The organism is Paraburkholderia sp. 22099 (assembly GCF_052045835.1).
GTDB lineage: Bacteria > Pseudomonadota > Gammaproteobacteria > Burkholderiales > Burkholderiaceae > Paraburkholderia > Paraburkholderia terricola.
This window is the reverse complement of record NZ_JBQEPU010000002.1, coordinates 217111-232196: the sequence shown is the minus strand read 5'-3', so window position 1 is coordinate 232196 and position 15086 is coordinate 217111. Positions and strand designations below refer to the sequence as shown.

Below are 15086 nucleotides of genomic sequence, written 5' to 3'. Positions count from 1 at the left end.
AAGAAACGAAGCCGGTCAGGTTTGAACGTGCTGTGCTTCGCGCTCGCGCTGGCCGGCGAGCGGATCGCGGCGCACCAGCAGCATGTGGATCTGGCGGGCATCACCGCGCAGAATTTCGAAGATCAGGTCGTCGAGGCGGACCTTTTCGCCGCGATGCGGCACTCGCCCGAAGTGATGCGTGACGAGGCCGCCGATCGTATCGACTTCCTCGTCCGAGTAATGGGTGCCGAAGGCCTCGTTGAACTGCTCGATCTCGGTGAGCGCGCGAACGCGGAAACGCCCGTCCGGCGACGCGATGATGTTGCCGCTTTCCTCGTCGAAATCGTATTCGTCCTCGATGTCGCCGACGATCTGCTCCAGCACGTCCTCGATCGTGATCAGGCCGGCCACGCCGCCGTATTCGTCGACCACCACCGCGAGGTGATTGCGATTCACGCGAAAGTCGTGCAGCAGCACGTTCAGGCGCTTGGATTCGGGAATGAAGACGGCGGGGCGCAGCATGCCGCGCACGTCGAATTCCTCTTCGGCGTAATAGCGCAGCAGGTCCTTGGCGAGCAGCACGCCGATGATGTTGTCGCGATTGCCTTCGTAGACCGGATAGCGCGAGTGCGCTTTTTCCAGCACGTAGGGAATGAATTCCGCGGGGCTTTCCGCGATGTTGATCGCGTCCATTTGCGCGCGCGGCACCATGATGTCGCGGGCGCTGAGTTCGGAGACCTGGAATACGCCTTCGATCATCGACAGCGAGTCGGCGTCGATCAGGTTGCGCTCGTGCGCGTCCTGCAGGATTTCCAGAAGTTCGGCGCGCGAGTCGGGCTCGGGCGAAATGAAGTCGGTCAGACGCTCGAGAAGTGAGCGTTTTTCGTGCGGTTTGTCGAGTTGGCGTCGACTGGGATACGTGTCGTTCATGGTAGTGCGCCCGGCAAGACTGGGCGCGCTGTTGCAGAGCATTAAGGATACACCACGCACATGGCAGGACCGTGTCCCGCCTGGCTGGCGATGAGTGAAGCAACGGTGAAACCGCCCCGTCGCGCAGGCGAAGCGTAGGTCAATCCTAACTGATTACGCGGGGAAAAGCGTTCCGAAGCAAAAAAGCGCGGCTGGTTACGCGATGAGCATGCTTGCGGCGGGCGCGTTCCGTTCGGCAGGCGGGCGGCGCATCGACCGTTACCGCGTTCGACGACCGCGCAGGGGTTTCACACAGGCCTCACCGGCGGCGCGCCGGTGAGCGTGCAAACAACTCACTGGTTCGAGCGGCGGCCGTCCGCTTGCCCGGCCGCCTGACACCGTTCTAGCAGCGCTTCGAGCGCACGGTCGGGCATGCCGCTTTCGCGCAGCGCGTGGACCGTGCGGCTGACATAGTCGAGCGTCGTGCCGTAGCGTCCGCACGCGCAGCCGAATACCGTTTTGACGACCTCGTCGCGCAGCTTGCCGGTGTAACTCGGCACGTCGCGGCGCATCACGAAGGCGAGCGCGTCGACGCGCCGGCCGTCGGCGAGCACGCACGGCAGCCATGCCGGGCGGTACGAACCCATCGCCATTTCGCGGCGCCAAAGCGCTTCCAGATGCGGCATCGCGCCCTCCGCGGCGAGGCGGAACGCGATGCCGGTGCACGAGCCGCCGCGATCGAGCGCGAGCACGAGGCCAGGCTGCTCGGGCGTGCCGCGATTCACGCGCGACCACAAATACAGCCCGCGGTGATAGCCGTGCACCTTGGAGCGGGTGGCTTCGAGCGTCGGCAGGCCGGGGTTCCAGATCAGCGAGCCGTAGCCGAACAGCCACAGATCGCTTGCGCGGTCCCAATCGCGCAACGTGCATTCGAGCGACGCGCGCAGTTCCTCGTCCGTCAGGAGCCGCGATTCGCCGAGCGCCGGCGGATAGTCGGGGCAGGGCGTTCGCGTGTCGGCTTCGGGGGAAGAGGTGCTCACGGTCGGTTTGAACGGGGTTGGCGGCGGCTATTGGTACGGATCGGGAAAACCCAGCTTGCCGAGGATTTCCGTTTCGAGCGCTTCCATTTCCTCGGCTTCTTCCTCGACTTCGTGGTCGTAGCCCTGGGCATGGAGCGTGCCGTGCACCAGCAGATGCGCGTAGTGCGCGATCAGCGGCTTGTTCTGCTCGGCGGCTTCCTGTTCGACCACCGGGCAGCACAGGATCAGGTCGCCCGTCACCGGATCGTCTTCCGATTCGGCGTAGGCGAAGGTCAGCACGTTGGTCGGATAGTCCTTGCCGCGATAGGTGCGATTCAGCGTGCGGCCTTCTTCGGCATCGACGAAACGCACGGTCAGCTCGCCGTCCGCGAAAAGCGCCGCCTTGATCCAGCCGGCCACGGCGGCGCGCGGCAGCAGCGCCTTGTGTTCCGGCCAGGCTTTGGCGGCGGGGAATTGCAGATTCAACGTCAGTTTCGGGGCGCGGCTCATGCGTGATGGATTTTGTTGCTCTTGTTGCTTTGTTTTCCGCGGCCTATGCCGTGGCATTCGGCGCGGCTCGACGCAAATGGGCGCGGCTCAGCGCGAATCCGCCGGATTGGCCGTTTTCTGCGAATGCGCATCGTACGCCTCCACAATTCGCGCGACCAGCGGATGCCGCACCACGTCCGCACTGGTGAAGCGCGTGAGCGCAATGCCGCGCACATCCGACAGCACCTGCTGCGCTTCGATCAGCCCGCTCTTCGCGCCGCGCGGCAAGTCGACCTGGGTCGTGTCGCCCGTGACCACCGCCTTCGAGCCGAAGCCGATGCGCGTGAGGAACATCTTCATCTGTTCGGGCGTGGTGTTCTGCGCCTCGTCGAGAATGATGAACGCATGATTCAGCGTGCGCCCGCGCATGTATGCGAGCGGCGCGATTTCGATCATCTGCCGCTCGAACATCTTGGCGGTTTTGTCGAAACCGAGCAGGTCGTACAGCGCGTCGTAGAGCGGGCGCAGATACGGATCGACCTTCTGCGCCAGATCGCCCGGCAGGAAGCCGAGACGCTCGCCGGCTTCGACGGCCGGCCGCGTCAGCACGATGCGCTTGACCTGATCGCGCTCCAGCGCGTCCACTGCGCAAGCCACCGCCAGATAGGTCTTGCCCGTGCCCGCCGGACCGACGCCGAAGGTCACGTCGTGCGAGATGATCTGCTTCAGATAGTCGCGTTGCGCCGGCGTGCGGCCGCGCAGATCGGCGCGCCGCGTGTACAGCTTCGGACCCAACTCTTCGAGGTCGTCCTCGCCGTTGTCGGCGGGTTCGTCGAACGGATGATCGGGATTGCCGGGAAAGCGCGGATCGACCGCCGCATCGCCATGGCCGTTGCCATTGCCGTTCGTGCGATGCCGCGCCGGGTGGCGCACTTCGACGAGCGCGAGCTGGATGTCGTCGACCGACAGCGGCTCGCGCGCGTTGTTGTAGAAGTTTTCGAGCGCCGTGAGCGCGAGTTTCGCGCCGCGCCCGCGGATCGTGATGCGGTGGCCACGGCGTTGCAGCGTCACGTCGAGCGCCTGCTCGATCTGCCGCAGATTTTCGTCGAGCGGGCCGCAGAGGTTGGCGAGCCGCGCGTTGTCGTCGCGCGGTGCGGTGAATTCCAGATGCTGCTGAGTGGTCTTCAAGGCGGAGGATCGATCCTGTCGGTTCGTGACGCTGGCGCGCGTCGCTCAGTGAGTGGTGGCCGCTGCCGCAAGGGCGCTTGCTTCGGGACGAACGTCGTCGTGCACCAGCACGAGTTCGCCGCGCAGCGAATGCGGGTACGCGTGGACGATCTTCACGTCGACCATCTGGCCGATCAGCCGCGCGTGCGAAGCCAGCGGCGCCGGGAAGTTCACCACACGGTTGTTCTCCGTGCGGCCCGCGAGTTCGTTCGGGTCCTTGCGCGCCGGGCGCTCGACCAGAATGCGCTCGATCTTGCCGACCATCGAATCGCTGATGCGCTGCACGTTCTCTTCGATCGTAGCCTGCAAATGTTGCAGGCGCTTGAGCTTCACCTCGCGCGGCGTGTCGTCGTGCAGATTCGCGGCGGGCGTGCCCGGACGCGGGCTGTAGATGAACGAGAAACTGGTGTCGTACTTCATCTCGTGCACCAGCGCCATCATCTTGTCGAAGTCTTCTTCCGTCTCGCCGGGAAAGCCGACGATCATGTCCGTGGACAGCGACAGGTCGGGGCGGATCGCGCGCAGCTTGCGGATCACCGACTTGTATTCGAGCACCGTGTAGCCGCGCTTCATCGCCATCAGAATGCGATCGGAGCCGTGCTGCACCGGCAGATGCAGGTGGCTGACGAGCTTCGGCACCTTTGCGTAGGCGTCGATCAGGCGCTGCGTGAATTCCTTCGGATGCGACGTGGTGTAGCGAATCCGTTCGATGCCCGGAATCTCCGCGACGTATTCGATCAGCGTCGCGAAGTCGGCGATTTCGGCGGCGCCCAACGTGAGCGCGCCGCGATAAGCGTTCACGTTCTGGCCGAGCAGCGTGACTTCGCGCACGCCCTGATCGGCGAGACCGGCGATCTCGGTCAGCACGTCGTCGAGCGGGCGCGACACTTCCTCGCCGCGCGTGTACGGCACGACGCAGTAGCTGCAATACTTGCTGCAGCCTTCCATGATCGACACGAATGCGCTCGGACCTTCCACGCGCGCGGGCGGCAGATGGTCGAACTTTTCGATTTCGGGGAACGAGATGTCGACTTGCGCGCGGCCGGTTTCGCGGCGCTTGTCGATCATTTGCGGCAGACGGTGCAGCGTTTGCGGACCGAACACCAGATCGACATATGGCGCGCGCGACACGATCGACGCGCCTTCCTGGCTCGCCACGCAGCCGCCCACGCCGATGATCAGGTTGGGATTCGCTTCTTTCAGTTCGCGCACGCGGCCCAGGTCGGAGAACACTTTTTCCTGGGCTTTTTCGCGCACCGAGCAGGTGTTGAACAGAATGACGTCCGCGTCTTCCGGCGTGTCGGTCTTGACGAGCCCTTCAGCCGCGCCGAGTACGTCGACCATCTTGTCGGAGTCGTACTCGTTCATCTGGCAGCCAAAGGTCTTTACATAAACTTTCTTGGTCATCGAATTTCGCCGGTCGCAGTGGTTAACCTGGGGGCGTCAATTAAAAGGTGAAGAGGGGCGAAACATGCGGGCGGGCCGCGGAGCGGCGCTGTCGCCTTTTCAATGCAGGTTTGCCGCGTAGCTCAATATTATAGCCCTTCATCGGATGGGGTTTCGGCCGCTCCGTTCGCGCGCGGCCGCTCCGGCGGCAGGCCCAGCAAGCCTTCCAGTTCGTCCGACACCTGCGCGAAGCGCTCGCTCAAGAAATCCAGCAGCGCGCGCACGCGCGGCGCCATGAAGCGGTTGCGATGGTAGAGCGCGTGCAGCGGCGCATCGGGATAGCGCCACTCCGGCAGCAGGGTTTTCAGGCCGTCGGTGCGCAGATCCGCTTCCACGTCCCACATCGACTTGATCGCGATGCCGTAGCCGCGCAGCGCCCATTCGCGGGCGACCGCGCCGTCGTTCGTCTCGCGGGCCGTTTCGAGCGGCACCGTGTAGCTCTGTACTTCATCGCCGCGGGTGAAGCGCCATTCGTTGACCGGGCCGGACGCGGTGCCGAGCACGATGCAGTCGAAATTCGCGAGGTCGTGCGGGTCCCTGGGTTCGCCCTTGCGCGCGATGTAGTCGGGCGATGCGCACAGCACGCGCCGGTTCGGCGCCAGCTTGCGCGCGACGAGCGAACTGTCCTGCGGCACGCCGAAGCGGATCGCCAGATCGATGTCCTCCTGCACCAGATTCGACAGCGAATCCGACAGCGTGAGCGCGAAGGTCACTTCCGGGTAGAGCGCGTTGAACTCGTCCAGCCAATGCATCAGCAGATTGCGGCCGAAGTCGGACGTCGCGGAGATGCGCACCTTGCCGCGCACCACGCCCTGGCCCGCTTGCAGCGCGGCTTCGGCGTCGTCGAGCGATTGCAGCGCCTGGCGGCAGCAGTTCAGGTACAGGCGGCCTTCGTCGGTGAGCCTGAGTTGCCGGGTGGTGCGCTCGAAGAGCCGGGCTTTCAGGCCGGCTTCGAGCTTCGCGAGGCGTGCGCTCGCCGCGGCGGGCGTCAAACCCAGCTTGCGGCCCGCCGCCGACAGACTGCCCTGCTGCGCGGCTTCCACGAAGAGGCGGATATCACCGAGGTTATCCATCGTCGTCCGACTTTCAATTTGGATTTGATAATGCTTCAAATGCTACGCCAATTATCAAAACCACGTGTGGCGGCGACAATCCAGTCCTCGAAAACCCTGGTGCGGCCAGCCGCTCACGCCATGCAACTCGATCACGCGACGATCGTCACCGCCGAACCCGACACCGTCCGACGTTTTTTTGTCGGCGTCGTCGGGCTGGCGGACGGCGCGCGTCCGCCGTTTTCGATCGATGGCCATTGGCTGTACGCGAACGGTCGCCCGGTCATCCATCTGATCGAGGCGACGGCGCCCGGGCAAGCGGGACGTTCGACGCCGCGCATCGACCACATCGCATTCCGGCTGGAGGGCGCCGCCGAATGGCAGGCGCTGCTCGACCGTTTGCATGCGGCCGGCGTGGACTATCGGCTCGCGCGAGTGCCTCGGATGCGCGCGCAACCCGCCGAACTGCAACTGTTCGTCGCGCTCGCGCCGGGCGTCGTCATCGAATTCGTGACCGCGCTGCGCCACGGCGATCACGCTCAACTTGAGAACCTGGAGTAGAAGCATGCCCATTCCATTGCTCGCGCTGGCCATCAGCGCATTCGCGATCGGTACGACCGAATTCGTGATCATGGGTCTGTTGCCCGAGGTCGCGCACGACCTGGCCGTGTCGATTCCATCGGCCGGCTTGCTCGTGAGCGGCTATGCGCTGGGCGTCGCGGTCGGCGCGCCGCTGCTCGCGGTGCTCACCAGCAAGATGCCGCGCAAGCTGGCGTTGCAGTTGCTGATGGGCGTGTTCATCGTCGGCAATACGCTGTGCGCAATCGCGTCCAGTTATTCGGTGCTGATGATCGCGCGCGTGGTGACGTCGTTCGCGCACGGCTCGTTCTTCGGCATCGGCGCGGTGGTCGCGGCTTCGCTCGTGCCCGCCGAGAAGCGCGCGAGCGCGATTGCGCTGATGTTCACCGGCCTGACGCTGGCGAATGTGCTGGGCGTGCCGTTCGGCACGTTCATCGGCCAGCAATTCGGCTGGCGCGCGGCGTTCTGGATCGTCAGCGCATTGGGCGTGCTGTCGCTGGCGGGCGTGACGGCGCTGGTGCCGAATCGTCACGATGCCGGGCCGCTCGGTCTCGGTCATGAAGTGCGCGTGCTGAAAGACCCGCAAGTCTGGACCGCGCTCGCGATGACGGTGCTCGGCTTCGGCGGCGTGTTCGTCGTGTTCACCTATATCGCGCCGATTCTCGAACAGGTGAGCGGCTTCTCGCCGCGCGGCGTCACGCTGATTCTGGTGCTGTTCGGCGTGGGCCTCACGATCGGCAATACGGTGGGCGGCAAGCTCGCCGACCGCGCGCTGATGCCTTCGCTGATGGGCATCCTGGTCGCGCTCGCGGTGGTGATGGCGATCTTTGCGCGCACCAGCCATTCGCAGGTGGCCGCGGCGATCACGATCTTCGTGTGGGGCATCGCGGCATTCGCGACGGTGCCGCCGCTGCAGATGCGCGTGGTCGAGAAGGCGGCTGCGGCGCCGAATCTGGCCTCGACGCTGAACATCGGCGCGTTCAATGTGGGCAATGCGGGCGGCGCGTGGCTCGGCGGTCTCGTGATCGATCACGGCCATTCGCTCGATACGTTGCCGTGGGTCGCGGCGGCGGTGAGCGTGGCCGCGTTGCTGCTGACGTGGTTCGCCGCGCGCATGGATTCGCCGGAAGCGGTGGTGACGCAGCGCGCCTGACCGCGCGTGCGCCGCTCAGCCGCGGCGCTCGGCCCATATAAAAAATTCGCACAAGCTTTGCGGGAAGCGTCCTCCGCAATGCTGATAACAGTGTGAAGATAACTTCGTTGGGCGCGGCTGGACCCGATGCTATCTTGCTTCCACTAACCGCTTGCCCGCCGTCCGGCGGCGCTACAGGAGGCAATCATGCATTCCCCGCTTGCGCTGGTTCGCGATCCCGCCGCCGACCCCGGCACGTCGCCGCGTGCATCCGAACCCTTCGATGCACTGGAGCATCTGGTCGGCGTGAATCTCGCGCGTTTGCGCGCCGAGCGGCAACTCTCGCTCGACGCATTGGCTCGCGCTTCCGGCGTGTCGCGCGCGATGCTCGCGCAGATCGAATCGGCGCGCAGCGTGCCGTCCATCAAGGTGCTGTGCAAGGTGGCGGCGGCGTTGAAGGTGTCGGTGGCGGCGTTCTTGCGGCGGCATGCGACGAACGGCTTCGAGCATCTGCCGGCGGAGCGCTCGTCGCGCGTGGTCAGCTCGAACGGGCGCTATTCGGCGCGGCCGCTCTATCCCGACGCCGAACCGACTGCCGCCGAGTTTCACGAGTTGCGCATCGCGCCGTTGCACACCGAAGCCGGCACGCGCCGCGCGCCGGGCACGACGGTGAATCTGGTGGTGAGCGAAGGCACGCTGGAAGTCAGCGTGCACGATCAACGCCAGTTGCTCGCCACGGGTGACGCGATCGTGTTCGATGCCGATCAGCCGCATAGCCTGCGCAATCCCGGTGACACGGAAGCGCGCGCGTTTCGCGTCACGCTGAAGGCGGAGACGCCGCCGCGTTGGGACGTGCCCGCGCCGCACGAGACGACGCGCGAGGCCGCGCCGGTTTGATGGAATGGTGTGGGCGGACGCGCGCGCCGCGGCGCTGCCCTGGCGATGCCCGTCTGTCCAGTAGGGTTGCGCTGCGAGCCGCGCGCGACTGCTGTATGCTTTGCCAGCCGGTCGATCCGGCAATCAGTGCGTCTTCAGGGCGGGGCGAAATTCCCCACCGGCGGTATGCCGGCAGCGCGAAAGCGTGAGCCGGCGAGCCCGCGAGCGCCCGCGTCGTTCAGGTTCTCAGCGTATCGAAAGCCGTAGCGGGGTCAGCAGATCTGGTGCGAAGCCAGAGCCGACGGTCAGAGTCCGGATGGAAGAAGATGTGCAGATAGTCATCTACGTTTTCCGTGGCGCCGCGAGTCATTCGAGCGGTGCGTGAACGGCGCTTCGGGCGGCGTTCAACGGCGCGTCCTTGTCTGTTTGCAATGCCCTGAAACGTTTCTCGCCCAACTTTTGCGATGAGCGTTTCAATCATGTCTTTTGCTGCTTTTCCCGCACCGTCGACGATTGCACCCGATGCATTCCTCGATCTCCCGCTGCTCGCCACCGAAGCCGTTCCGCCGCGCATCGCCGCCGCCTTGCAAGCCATGCGCGATGGCCGCGCCGTCGTCCTGCAGGACGACCACGACCGCGAGAACGAAGCCGATCTGATCGTGTCCGCCGAGCGTCTTTCCGTCGAAACCATGGCGCTGCTGATCCGCGAATGCAGCGGCATCGTCTGCCTATGCCTGCCCGACGAGAAGATCCGCGCGCTCGAACTGCCGCCGATGGCCGTCAACAACGAAAGCCGTCACGGCACCGCGTTCACCGTGTCGATCGAGGCGCGCGACGGCGTGACCACCGGCGTATCCGCGCTCGATCGCGTGACGACGATTCGCGCCGCGATCGCCGATACGGCGAAGCCCGCCGACATCGTGCGGCCGGGCCACGTGTTCCCGTTGCGGGCGATGCCCGGCGGCGTGCTCGCGCGTCGCGGTCACACCGAGGGGACGGTCGACCTGGCGATTCTCGCGGGTCTGAAGCCGGCCGGCGTGCTGTGCGAACTGATGAACGCGGACGGCACGATGACGCGCGGCGCGGACGTCGAGCGCTTCGCACGGCAACACGATCTGCCGATGCTGACGATCGCCGAACTGGTGGCGTTTCGCGAGGCGCTGGCGGCGGCGCGGGAATGCGTGGCCGAAGCCTGAAGCGCGGCATGTGCGGCGCCGGATGATCCGGCACGCCGCTCAAACGACAAGGCCGACTGTTGCGCAGTCGGCCTTTTTTGTGGCTCGCGCCGCGAAGCGAAACGGCTACGACTGCACGTCTCTGAACTCGCCGCGCACGCCCGCCTCGATCAGCGCGGGCAGTTGATCCATGTGCTTCATGATGCGCGTCATGCCCATGTTGCGCAGCGCGTCCGCGTACCCGTCGGGAATATGGCTCGCGCCGACGAACGCGATCGTCTTCATGCCCGCCGCGCGCGCCGCGTTCAAACCGGCCACGCTGTCTTCCACGACGATGCATCGTGACGGATCCACGCCCAGCGTCTGCGCGGCGAAGCGATAGACATCGGGATAAGGCTTGGGCCGCGCCACCTGTTCGGCGCTGAAGATTCGCTCGCCGAAAATCTGCTGCAAGCCCGCGCGCCGCACCGAGGCATGCACGCGCGCCATCCGGCTATTCGACACGACCGCGGCCGGCAGCGTGACGCGTTGCAATGCGTCGCGCACGCCGTTGATCGGGCTGAGCGATGCGGCGAGCGCGAGTTCGACCTGATGTTCGACGGTCGCGAGAAAGTCCGCGGGCAGCACGATATCGAACGACTTCTCGATGCCTTCGAGAAAGCGCGAGGTTTGCTGGCCAAAGGCCGTTTTGACGACCGCTTCGAAGTCGAGACCGGGGAAGGCGGCGGTCAGCGTTTCGACCATTACGCGGTCGGCGATGATTTCGCTGTCGACGAGCACGCCGTCGCAGTCACAGATGAGGTGGTCGATCATGCCTTGAAACGGAAAGCGGAAAGCGCGTGAGCCAGGCGAAAGCAAGCTCGGGCGCGGATTGAAAAGCGCCATGATACGTGCTTTGGCGCAGCCTGCGCGACGCCGCTGCTTTGCGTTCGCGCGCTTCTTGACCGCGGCTTCGTGCCCGCTCTTTAACCACCGCTTCTTAACCGCATTGCCTGGCCGCAAGGTCAGTGCGTGTGCAGGTACAAATACAGCCCCGCTGCCACCGCGCCGCCCACCAGCGGACCGAACACCGGAATCCACGCATAACGCCAGTCGCTGTCGCGCTTGCCGGGAATCGGCAGCAGCGCGTGCATCAGACGCGGCGACAAGTCGCGCGCCGGGCTCATTGCATAGCCGGTCGGGCCGCCGAGCGAGATGCCGATGCCGAGCACCAGCAGGCCGACCGGCAACGCGTCGAGCGCGCCGAGACCCACTTCGGGCGCAGCCAGATACAGCACGCCGAGAATCAGCACGAACGTCGCGATCATTTCAGTCAACAGGTTGTGCGGCACGCTGCGAATCGCCGGCGACGTGCAGAACACGCCGAGCTTCACATCGGCATCGCCTTCTTTCGCGAAATGCTGGCGATACGCGACCCACACGAGCAGCGCGCCCGCCATGCCGCCGAGCATCTGCGCCGCGATGTAGCCGGGCACCTTGGCCCAGGCGAACTTGCCGGCCAGTGCGAGACTCACCGTCACGACAGGATTCAGGTGCGCCCCGCTAAACGACGCGGTGACGTAGACGGCGATGAACACGGCCATCGCCCAGCCCATCACGATCACGATCAGGTCCGCGCCTTTGCCTTTGGTGCGCGCGAGCAGCACATTGGCGACGGCGCCGTCGCCGAGCAGCACCACCAGCGCCGTGCCGATGAATTCCGCAATGTAAGGAGACATCGAAGGTTGATCCGAAACAGGGTTGTCAGGAAGCCGCCGGATAAGCGGCTTCGTTGCATCGAGAGCTTGGGGTCAAGCGGGTTTGGGCCGCGCGGGTCGGTCAGGACGCTCAGGACGCGTCGGCCCAGGCCTTGGCGGCGCGGATCGCGCGTTGCCAGCCGTCGAGGCACTGCTTGACGTCGGCGTGCGGCAGCGCGGGTGTGAAGCGGCGGTCCAGCTTCCACTGGTTCTGGAGTTCGTCCACGTCCTTCCAATAGCCGACCGCGAGGCCGGCCAGATAGGCCGCGCCCAGCGCGGTCGTTTCGGCAACCTTCGGGCGTACCGCGTCGACGCCGAGAATGTCGGCCTGGAATTGCATCAGCAGATTATTCGCGCAGGCGCCGCCGTCCACGCGCAATTCGCCGATGCGAATGCCGGAATCGGCTTCCATGGCCTTCAGCACGTCGAGCGATTGATAGGCGATCGAGTCGAGCGCTGCGCGTGCGATATGCGCGGAGGTCGTGCCGCGCGTCACGCCGAACAGCGTGCCGCGCGCGCGTGCATTCCAATGCGGCGCGCCGAGCCCGGCGAAGGCCGGCACCAGGTACACGCCGTCGCAATGCGGCACGCTGCGCGCCAGCGTTTCGATTTCCGCCGCGCTCTTGATGATGCCGAGGCCGTCGCGCAACCATTGCACCACCGCGCCGGCAATGAAGATGCTGCCTTCGAGCGCGTAGTTGATCTGATCGCCGATTTGCCAGGCGATCGTGGTGACGAGATTGTTCTTCGACTCGATCGGCTTGTCGCCGGTGTTCATCACGAGGAAGCAGCCCGTGCCGTAGGTGTTCTTCACCATGCCCGACTGCGTGCACATCTGCCCGAACAGCGCGGCGTGCTGATCGCCGGCGATGCCCGCGAGCGGAATCTTCGAGGCGAACACGGTGGTCTTGGTCGGCCCATAGACTTCCGACGATGCCCGCACTTCCGGCAACATGCTGCGCGGAATGTCGAGCGCGTCGAGCAGTTCGTCGTCCCACTTCAGCGTATGGATGTTGAAGAGCATCGTGCGCGATGCGTTGGTCACGTCGGTGACATGCAGGCCGCCCTTGGTGAAATTCCACACCAGCCAGCTATCGACCGTGCCGAATGCGAGGCGGCCTTGCCTCGCCTTTTCGCGCGCGCCTTCGACGTTGTCGAGAATCCAGCGAATCTTGGTGGCCGAGAAGTACGAGTCGATCGGCAGGCCGGTTTTCGCGCGGACCTTTTCCTCCAGACCTCGCTCCTTGAGCTGGTCGCAGAAGTCGGCGGTGCGGCGGTCTTGCCAGACGATCGCGTTATAGACGGGATGGCCGGTTTCGCGGTCCCACACGACCGTGGTTTCGCGTTGATTGGTGATGCCGATCGCGGCGATCGAGGTGCCGTTCATGCCGGCGCGCGTCACGGCTTCGGCGGCGACGCCGGCTTGCGTCGACCAGATTTCCTGCGCATCGTGCTCGACCCAGCCCGGATGCGGATAGATTTGCTGGAATTCCTTCTGAGCGGTCGACACGATATTGCCGAGCCGGTCGAATAGCATCGCACGCGAACTGGTGGTGCCTTGGTCGAGCGCGAGGATGTACTGATCCTGCATTGTCTCTTCTCCATGCGTTTTATGGATCGCCGGACTGCGGACCGGCGACGGGAACGGCTTGTTGTTTTGAGCGGGCCGCAATGGTTTCGTGCGTGCCGGCTTCGTCTAGCCGAGGGGTGAATCGGTCGGGTTCACGTGAGCCGCGAGCGCGGTGCGTTGCGACGGCTGCGTCGAGAGTCTAACTATGCGCTCTGTCGCACCGGTTCGCGTGCGAACCACGCGTCGATGTCGTGCGTGATCGAATCGAGCGTGCCCGGCTCGACATGCAGCCCGAGTTTCGAACGGCGCCATAGCACGTCCTGAGCGCTGCGCGCCCATTCGGTGTCGCGCAGATAAACCAGCTCGGCCTCGTACAGACCCGGCGCGAATGCGCGGCCGAGATCGGCCACCGAGCGCGCGTTGCCGATCACGCGCTCGACGCGCGTGCCGTATGCGCGGGCGAGGCGGTAAGCCAGGTCGGCCGGCAGCCAGGCATGCTGCTGCTTGAATTCGGTGACGAAGCGCTCGAAGTTCGCGTGCGCGATGTCGCCGCCGGGCAAGGGCGCGCCGGCCGTCCACGAGGGTGCGGCGTTCGCGTTGCCGCCCAGCGCTTGCGCGAGTTTGTCGACGGCTTCTTCAGCGAGCTTGCGAAAGGTGGTGATCTTGCCGCCGAACACCGAGAGCAGCGGCGCCTCGTCCGCGGGCGCGTCGAGTTCGAGCGAGTAATCGCGCGTGACCGCCGACGGATTGTCCGCGCCTTCTTCCTCGAGCAGCGGCCGAACGCCCGAATAGGTCCAGCGCACGTCGGCCGGCGAGATCTTTTCCTTGAAGTAGCGGTTGATCGAATCGCACAGGTACTGGATTTCCTCCGCGTTGATCGCCACCTGCGAGGGGTCGCCGCGGTATTCGATATCCGTCGTGCCGATCAGCGTGTAATCGTGCTCGTACGGAATCGCGAAGATGATCCGCTTGTCGGGATTCTGGAAGATGTACGCGTGATCGTGTTCGAACAGGCGCCGCGTGACGATATGGCTGCCTTTCACGAGGCGCACGCTATGCGACGCCTTGCGGCCGAGCGCGCCTTGCAGCAGTTCGCCGACCCACGGGCCCGCGGCGTTGGCGATCGAGGCTGCGCGAACGTCGAGCAGCGTGCCGTCCGCGCGCTTGAGTTGCGCGCGCCATTCGCCGCCCGCGCGCACCGCGCTGACGAGCTTCGTGCGCGTGAGGATTTTCGCGCCGCGCTCCTGGGCATCCAGCGCGTTCAGGACGACGAGCCGCGCGTCGTTGACCCAGCCGTCCGAATACACGAAGCCGCGCTTGATCGAATCGACGAGCGGTGCGCCCGCCGGATGATTGCGCATCACGATGCCGCGCGAACCGGGCAGCAGTTCGCGCCTGGCGAGGTGATCGTAGAGAAACAGGCCGGCGCGAATCAGCCAGGCCGGACGCAGATCGGGCATGTGCGGCATCACGAAGCGCAATGGCCACATAATGTGCGGCGCGGCGCGCAGCAGCGTTTCGCGCTCCTGCAGCGCCTTGCGCACGAGACCGAACTCGCGGTACTCGAGATAGCGCAGGCCGCCGTGAATCAGTTTGGTGCTCGCCGACGACGTGTGCGCCGCGAGGTCGTCCTGTTCGCACAGCAGCACCGACAGGCCGCGGCCCGCCGCGTCGCGAGCAATTCCCGCGCCGTTGATCCCGCCGCCCACGACGAGCAAATCGTATCTCGAGCCTTGCGTCACCTGCTGTGTCCCCTAGGTGTTGTCGGAAATCGTATGGAAAGTCTATCGAACCGCCAGTGTTCGTTTTCGAACTTTAATGAACATATTCGAAAAAGTAAAGTTCGGTTTTCCGGCTCACCTCTTCGTCTCGCGGGTGGAGTGGTGGCGCAACGCGC

14 protein-coding genes and 1 riboswitch are annotated in these 15086 nt (G+C 65.2%); of the genes, 4 read left to right on the top strand and 10 right to left on the bottom strand.

Annotated elements, in window-relative coordinates; all coding sequences use genetic code 11:
* Positions 1-15: 15 nt before the first annotated feature.
* From ACTJLC_RS03310 to ACTJLC_RS03285, 6 genes are all read right to left on the bottom strand, one after another.
* Positions 16-909, bottom strand: coding sequence for an HlyC/CorC family transporter (locus ACTJLC_RS03310; RefSeq protein WP_073429082.1), 894 nt, complete (start codon positions 907-909; stop codon positions 16-18).
* Between the two features lie 332 nt (positions 910-1241).
* On the bottom strand, positions 1242-1928 hold the full coding sequence (locus ACTJLC_RS03305) for a gamma-glutamylcyclotransferase (protein WP_310131753.1): 687 nt from the start codon (positions 1926-1928) through the stop codon (positions 1242-1244).
* A 27-nt stretch (positions 1929-1955) separates the two neighbouring features.
* Positions 1956-2417 (bottom strand): rRNA maturation RNase YbeY, encoded by a 462-nt coding sequence (ybeY, locus tag ACTJLC_RS03300; protein ID WP_073429080.1) that lies wholly within the window; start codon positions 2415-2417, stop codon positions 1956-1958.
* A gap of 87 nt (positions 2418-2504) precedes the next feature.
* On the bottom strand, positions 2505-3584 hold the full coding sequence (locus ACTJLC_RS03295; RefSeq protein WP_073429079.1) for a PhoH family protein: 1080 nt from the start codon (positions 3582-3584) through the stop codon (positions 2505-2507).
* Between the two features lie 45 nt (positions 3585-3629).
* Positions 3630-5030, bottom strand: a complete 1401-nt coding sequence (miaB, locus tag ACTJLC_RS03290) for a tRNA (N6-isopentenyl adenosine(37)-C2)-methylthiotransferase MiaB (protein ID WP_310131757.1) — start codon at positions 5028-5030, stop codon at positions 3630-3632.
* 128 nt (positions 5031-5158) lie between these two features.
* On the bottom strand, positions 5159-6142 hold the full coding sequence (locus ACTJLC_RS03285; RefSeq protein ID WP_310131760.1) for a LysR family transcriptional regulator: 984 nt from the start codon (positions 6140-6142) through the stop codon (positions 5159-5161).
* Between the two features lie 120 nt (positions 6143-6262).
* Between ACTJLC_RS03285 and ACTJLC_RS03280 the strand changes: the two genes are divergently transcribed.
* The 4 genes from ACTJLC_RS03280 to ribB all read left to right on the top strand — a co-directional run bounded on the left by ACTJLC_RS03280 (position 6263) and on the right by ribB (position 9904).
* Positions 6263-6682, top strand: coding sequence for a VOC family protein (locus ACTJLC_RS03280; RefSeq protein ID WP_310131762.1), 420 nt, complete (start codon positions 6263-6265; stop codon positions 6680-6682).
* Between the two features lie 4 nt (positions 6683-6686).
* Positions 6687-7853, top strand: coding sequence for an MFS transporter (locus ACTJLC_RS03275; protein ID WP_073429075.1), 1167 nt, complete (start codon positions 6687-6689; stop codon positions 7851-7853).
* A 186-nt stretch (positions 7854-8039) separates the two neighbouring features.
* Positions 8040-8729 carry a helix-turn-helix domain-containing protein gene (locus ACTJLC_RS03270; RefSeq protein WP_073429074.1) on the top strand — a complete coding sequence of 230 codons (690 nt, stop codon included), beginning with the start codon at positions 8040-8042 and terminating at the stop codon, positions 8727-8729.
* A gap of 126 nt (positions 8730-8855) precedes the next feature.
* Positions 8856-9040, top strand: a riboswitch (FMN riboswitch).
* A gap of 147 nt (positions 9041-9187) precedes the next feature.
* Positions 9188-9904 (top strand): 3,4-dihydroxy-2-butanone-4-phosphate synthase, encoded by a 717-nt coding sequence (ribB, locus tag ACTJLC_RS03265; RefSeq protein ID WP_083083199.1) that lies wholly within the window; start codon positions 9188-9190, stop codon positions 9902-9904.
* 105 nt (positions 9905-10009) lie between these two features.
* Here the strand turns inward: ribB and ACTJLC_RS03260 are convergent, their stop codons facing one another.
* The 4 genes from ACTJLC_RS03260 to glpD form a co-directional block, all read right to left on the bottom strand.
* The gene (locus ACTJLC_RS03260; protein WP_310131770.1) at positions 10010-10696 is read right to left on the bottom strand and encodes an HAD family hydrolase; all 687 of its coding nucleotides are present in this window, start codon (positions 10694-10696) and stop codon (positions 10010-10012) included.
* Between the two features lie 191 nt (positions 10697-10887).
* Entirely contained in the window at positions 10888-11601 is a 714-nt protein-coding gene (locus ACTJLC_RS03255; protein ID WP_154874250.1) for an MIP/aquaporin family protein, read from the bottom strand.
* Positions 11602-11710: 109 nt separating this feature from the next.
* The gene (gene glpK, locus ACTJLC_RS03250; protein ID WP_310131773.1) at positions 11711-13210 is read right to left on the bottom strand and encodes a glycerol kinase GlpK; all 1500 of its coding nucleotides are present in this window, start codon (positions 13208-13210) and stop codon (positions 11711-11713) included.
* Between the two features lie 182 nt (positions 13211-13392).
* On the bottom strand, positions 13393-14931 hold the full coding sequence (gene glpD, locus ACTJLC_RS03245) for a glycerol-3-phosphate dehydrogenase (RefSeq protein ID WP_073429070.1): 1539 nt from the start codon (positions 14929-14931) through the stop codon (positions 13393-13395).
* Between the last annotated feature and the right edge of the window lie 155 nt (positions 14932-15086).

What these genes read in the sequence shown, in the direction of transcription:
- glpK (WP_310131773.1), bottom strand. Translation starts at nt 13,210, where the DNA reads ATGCAGGATCAGTACATCCTCGCGCTCGACCAAGGCACCACCAGTTCG.
- ribB (WP_083083199.1), top strand. Translation starts at nt 9,188, where the DNA reads ATGTCTTTTGCTGCTTTTCCCGCACCGTCGACGATTGCACCCGATGCA.
- ACTJLC_RS03270 (WP_073429074.1), top strand. Translation starts at nt 8,040, where the DNA reads ATGCATTCCCCGCTTGCGCTGGTTCGCGATCCCGCCGCCGACCCCGGC.
- ACTJLC_RS03260 (WP_310131770.1), bottom strand. Translation starts at nt 10,696, where the DNA reads ATGATCGACCACCTCATCTGTGACTGCGACGGCGTGCTCGTCGACAGC.
- ACTJLC_RS03310 (WP_073429082.1), bottom strand. Translation starts at nt 909, where the DNA reads ATGAACGACACGTATCCCAGTCGACGCCAACTCGACAAACCGCACGAA.
- ACTJLC_RS03275 (WP_073429075.1), top strand. Translation starts at nt 6,687, where the DNA reads ATGCCCATTCCATTGCTCGCGCTGGCCATCAGCGCATTCGCGATCGGT.
- ACTJLC_RS03255 (WP_154874250.1), bottom strand. Translation starts at nt 11,601, where the DNA reads ATGTCTCCTTACATTGCGGAATTCATCGGCACGGCGCTGGTGGTGCTG.
- miaB (WP_310131757.1), bottom strand. Translation starts at nt 5,030, where the DNA reads ATGACCAAGAAAGTTTATGTAAAGACCTTTGGCTGCCAGATGAACGAG.
- ybeY (WP_073429080.1), bottom strand. Translation starts at nt 2,417, where the DNA reads ATGAGCCGCGCCCCGAAACTGACGTTGAATCTGCAATTCCCCGCCGCC.
- ACTJLC_RS03285 (WP_310131760.1), bottom strand. Translation starts at nt 6,142, where the DNA reads ATGGATAACCTCGGTGATATCCGCCTCTTCGTGGAAGCCGCGCAGCAG.
- ACTJLC_RS03280 (WP_310131762.1), top strand. Translation starts at nt 6,263, where the DNA reads ATGCAACTCGATCACGCGACGATCGTCACCGCCGAACCCGACACCGTC.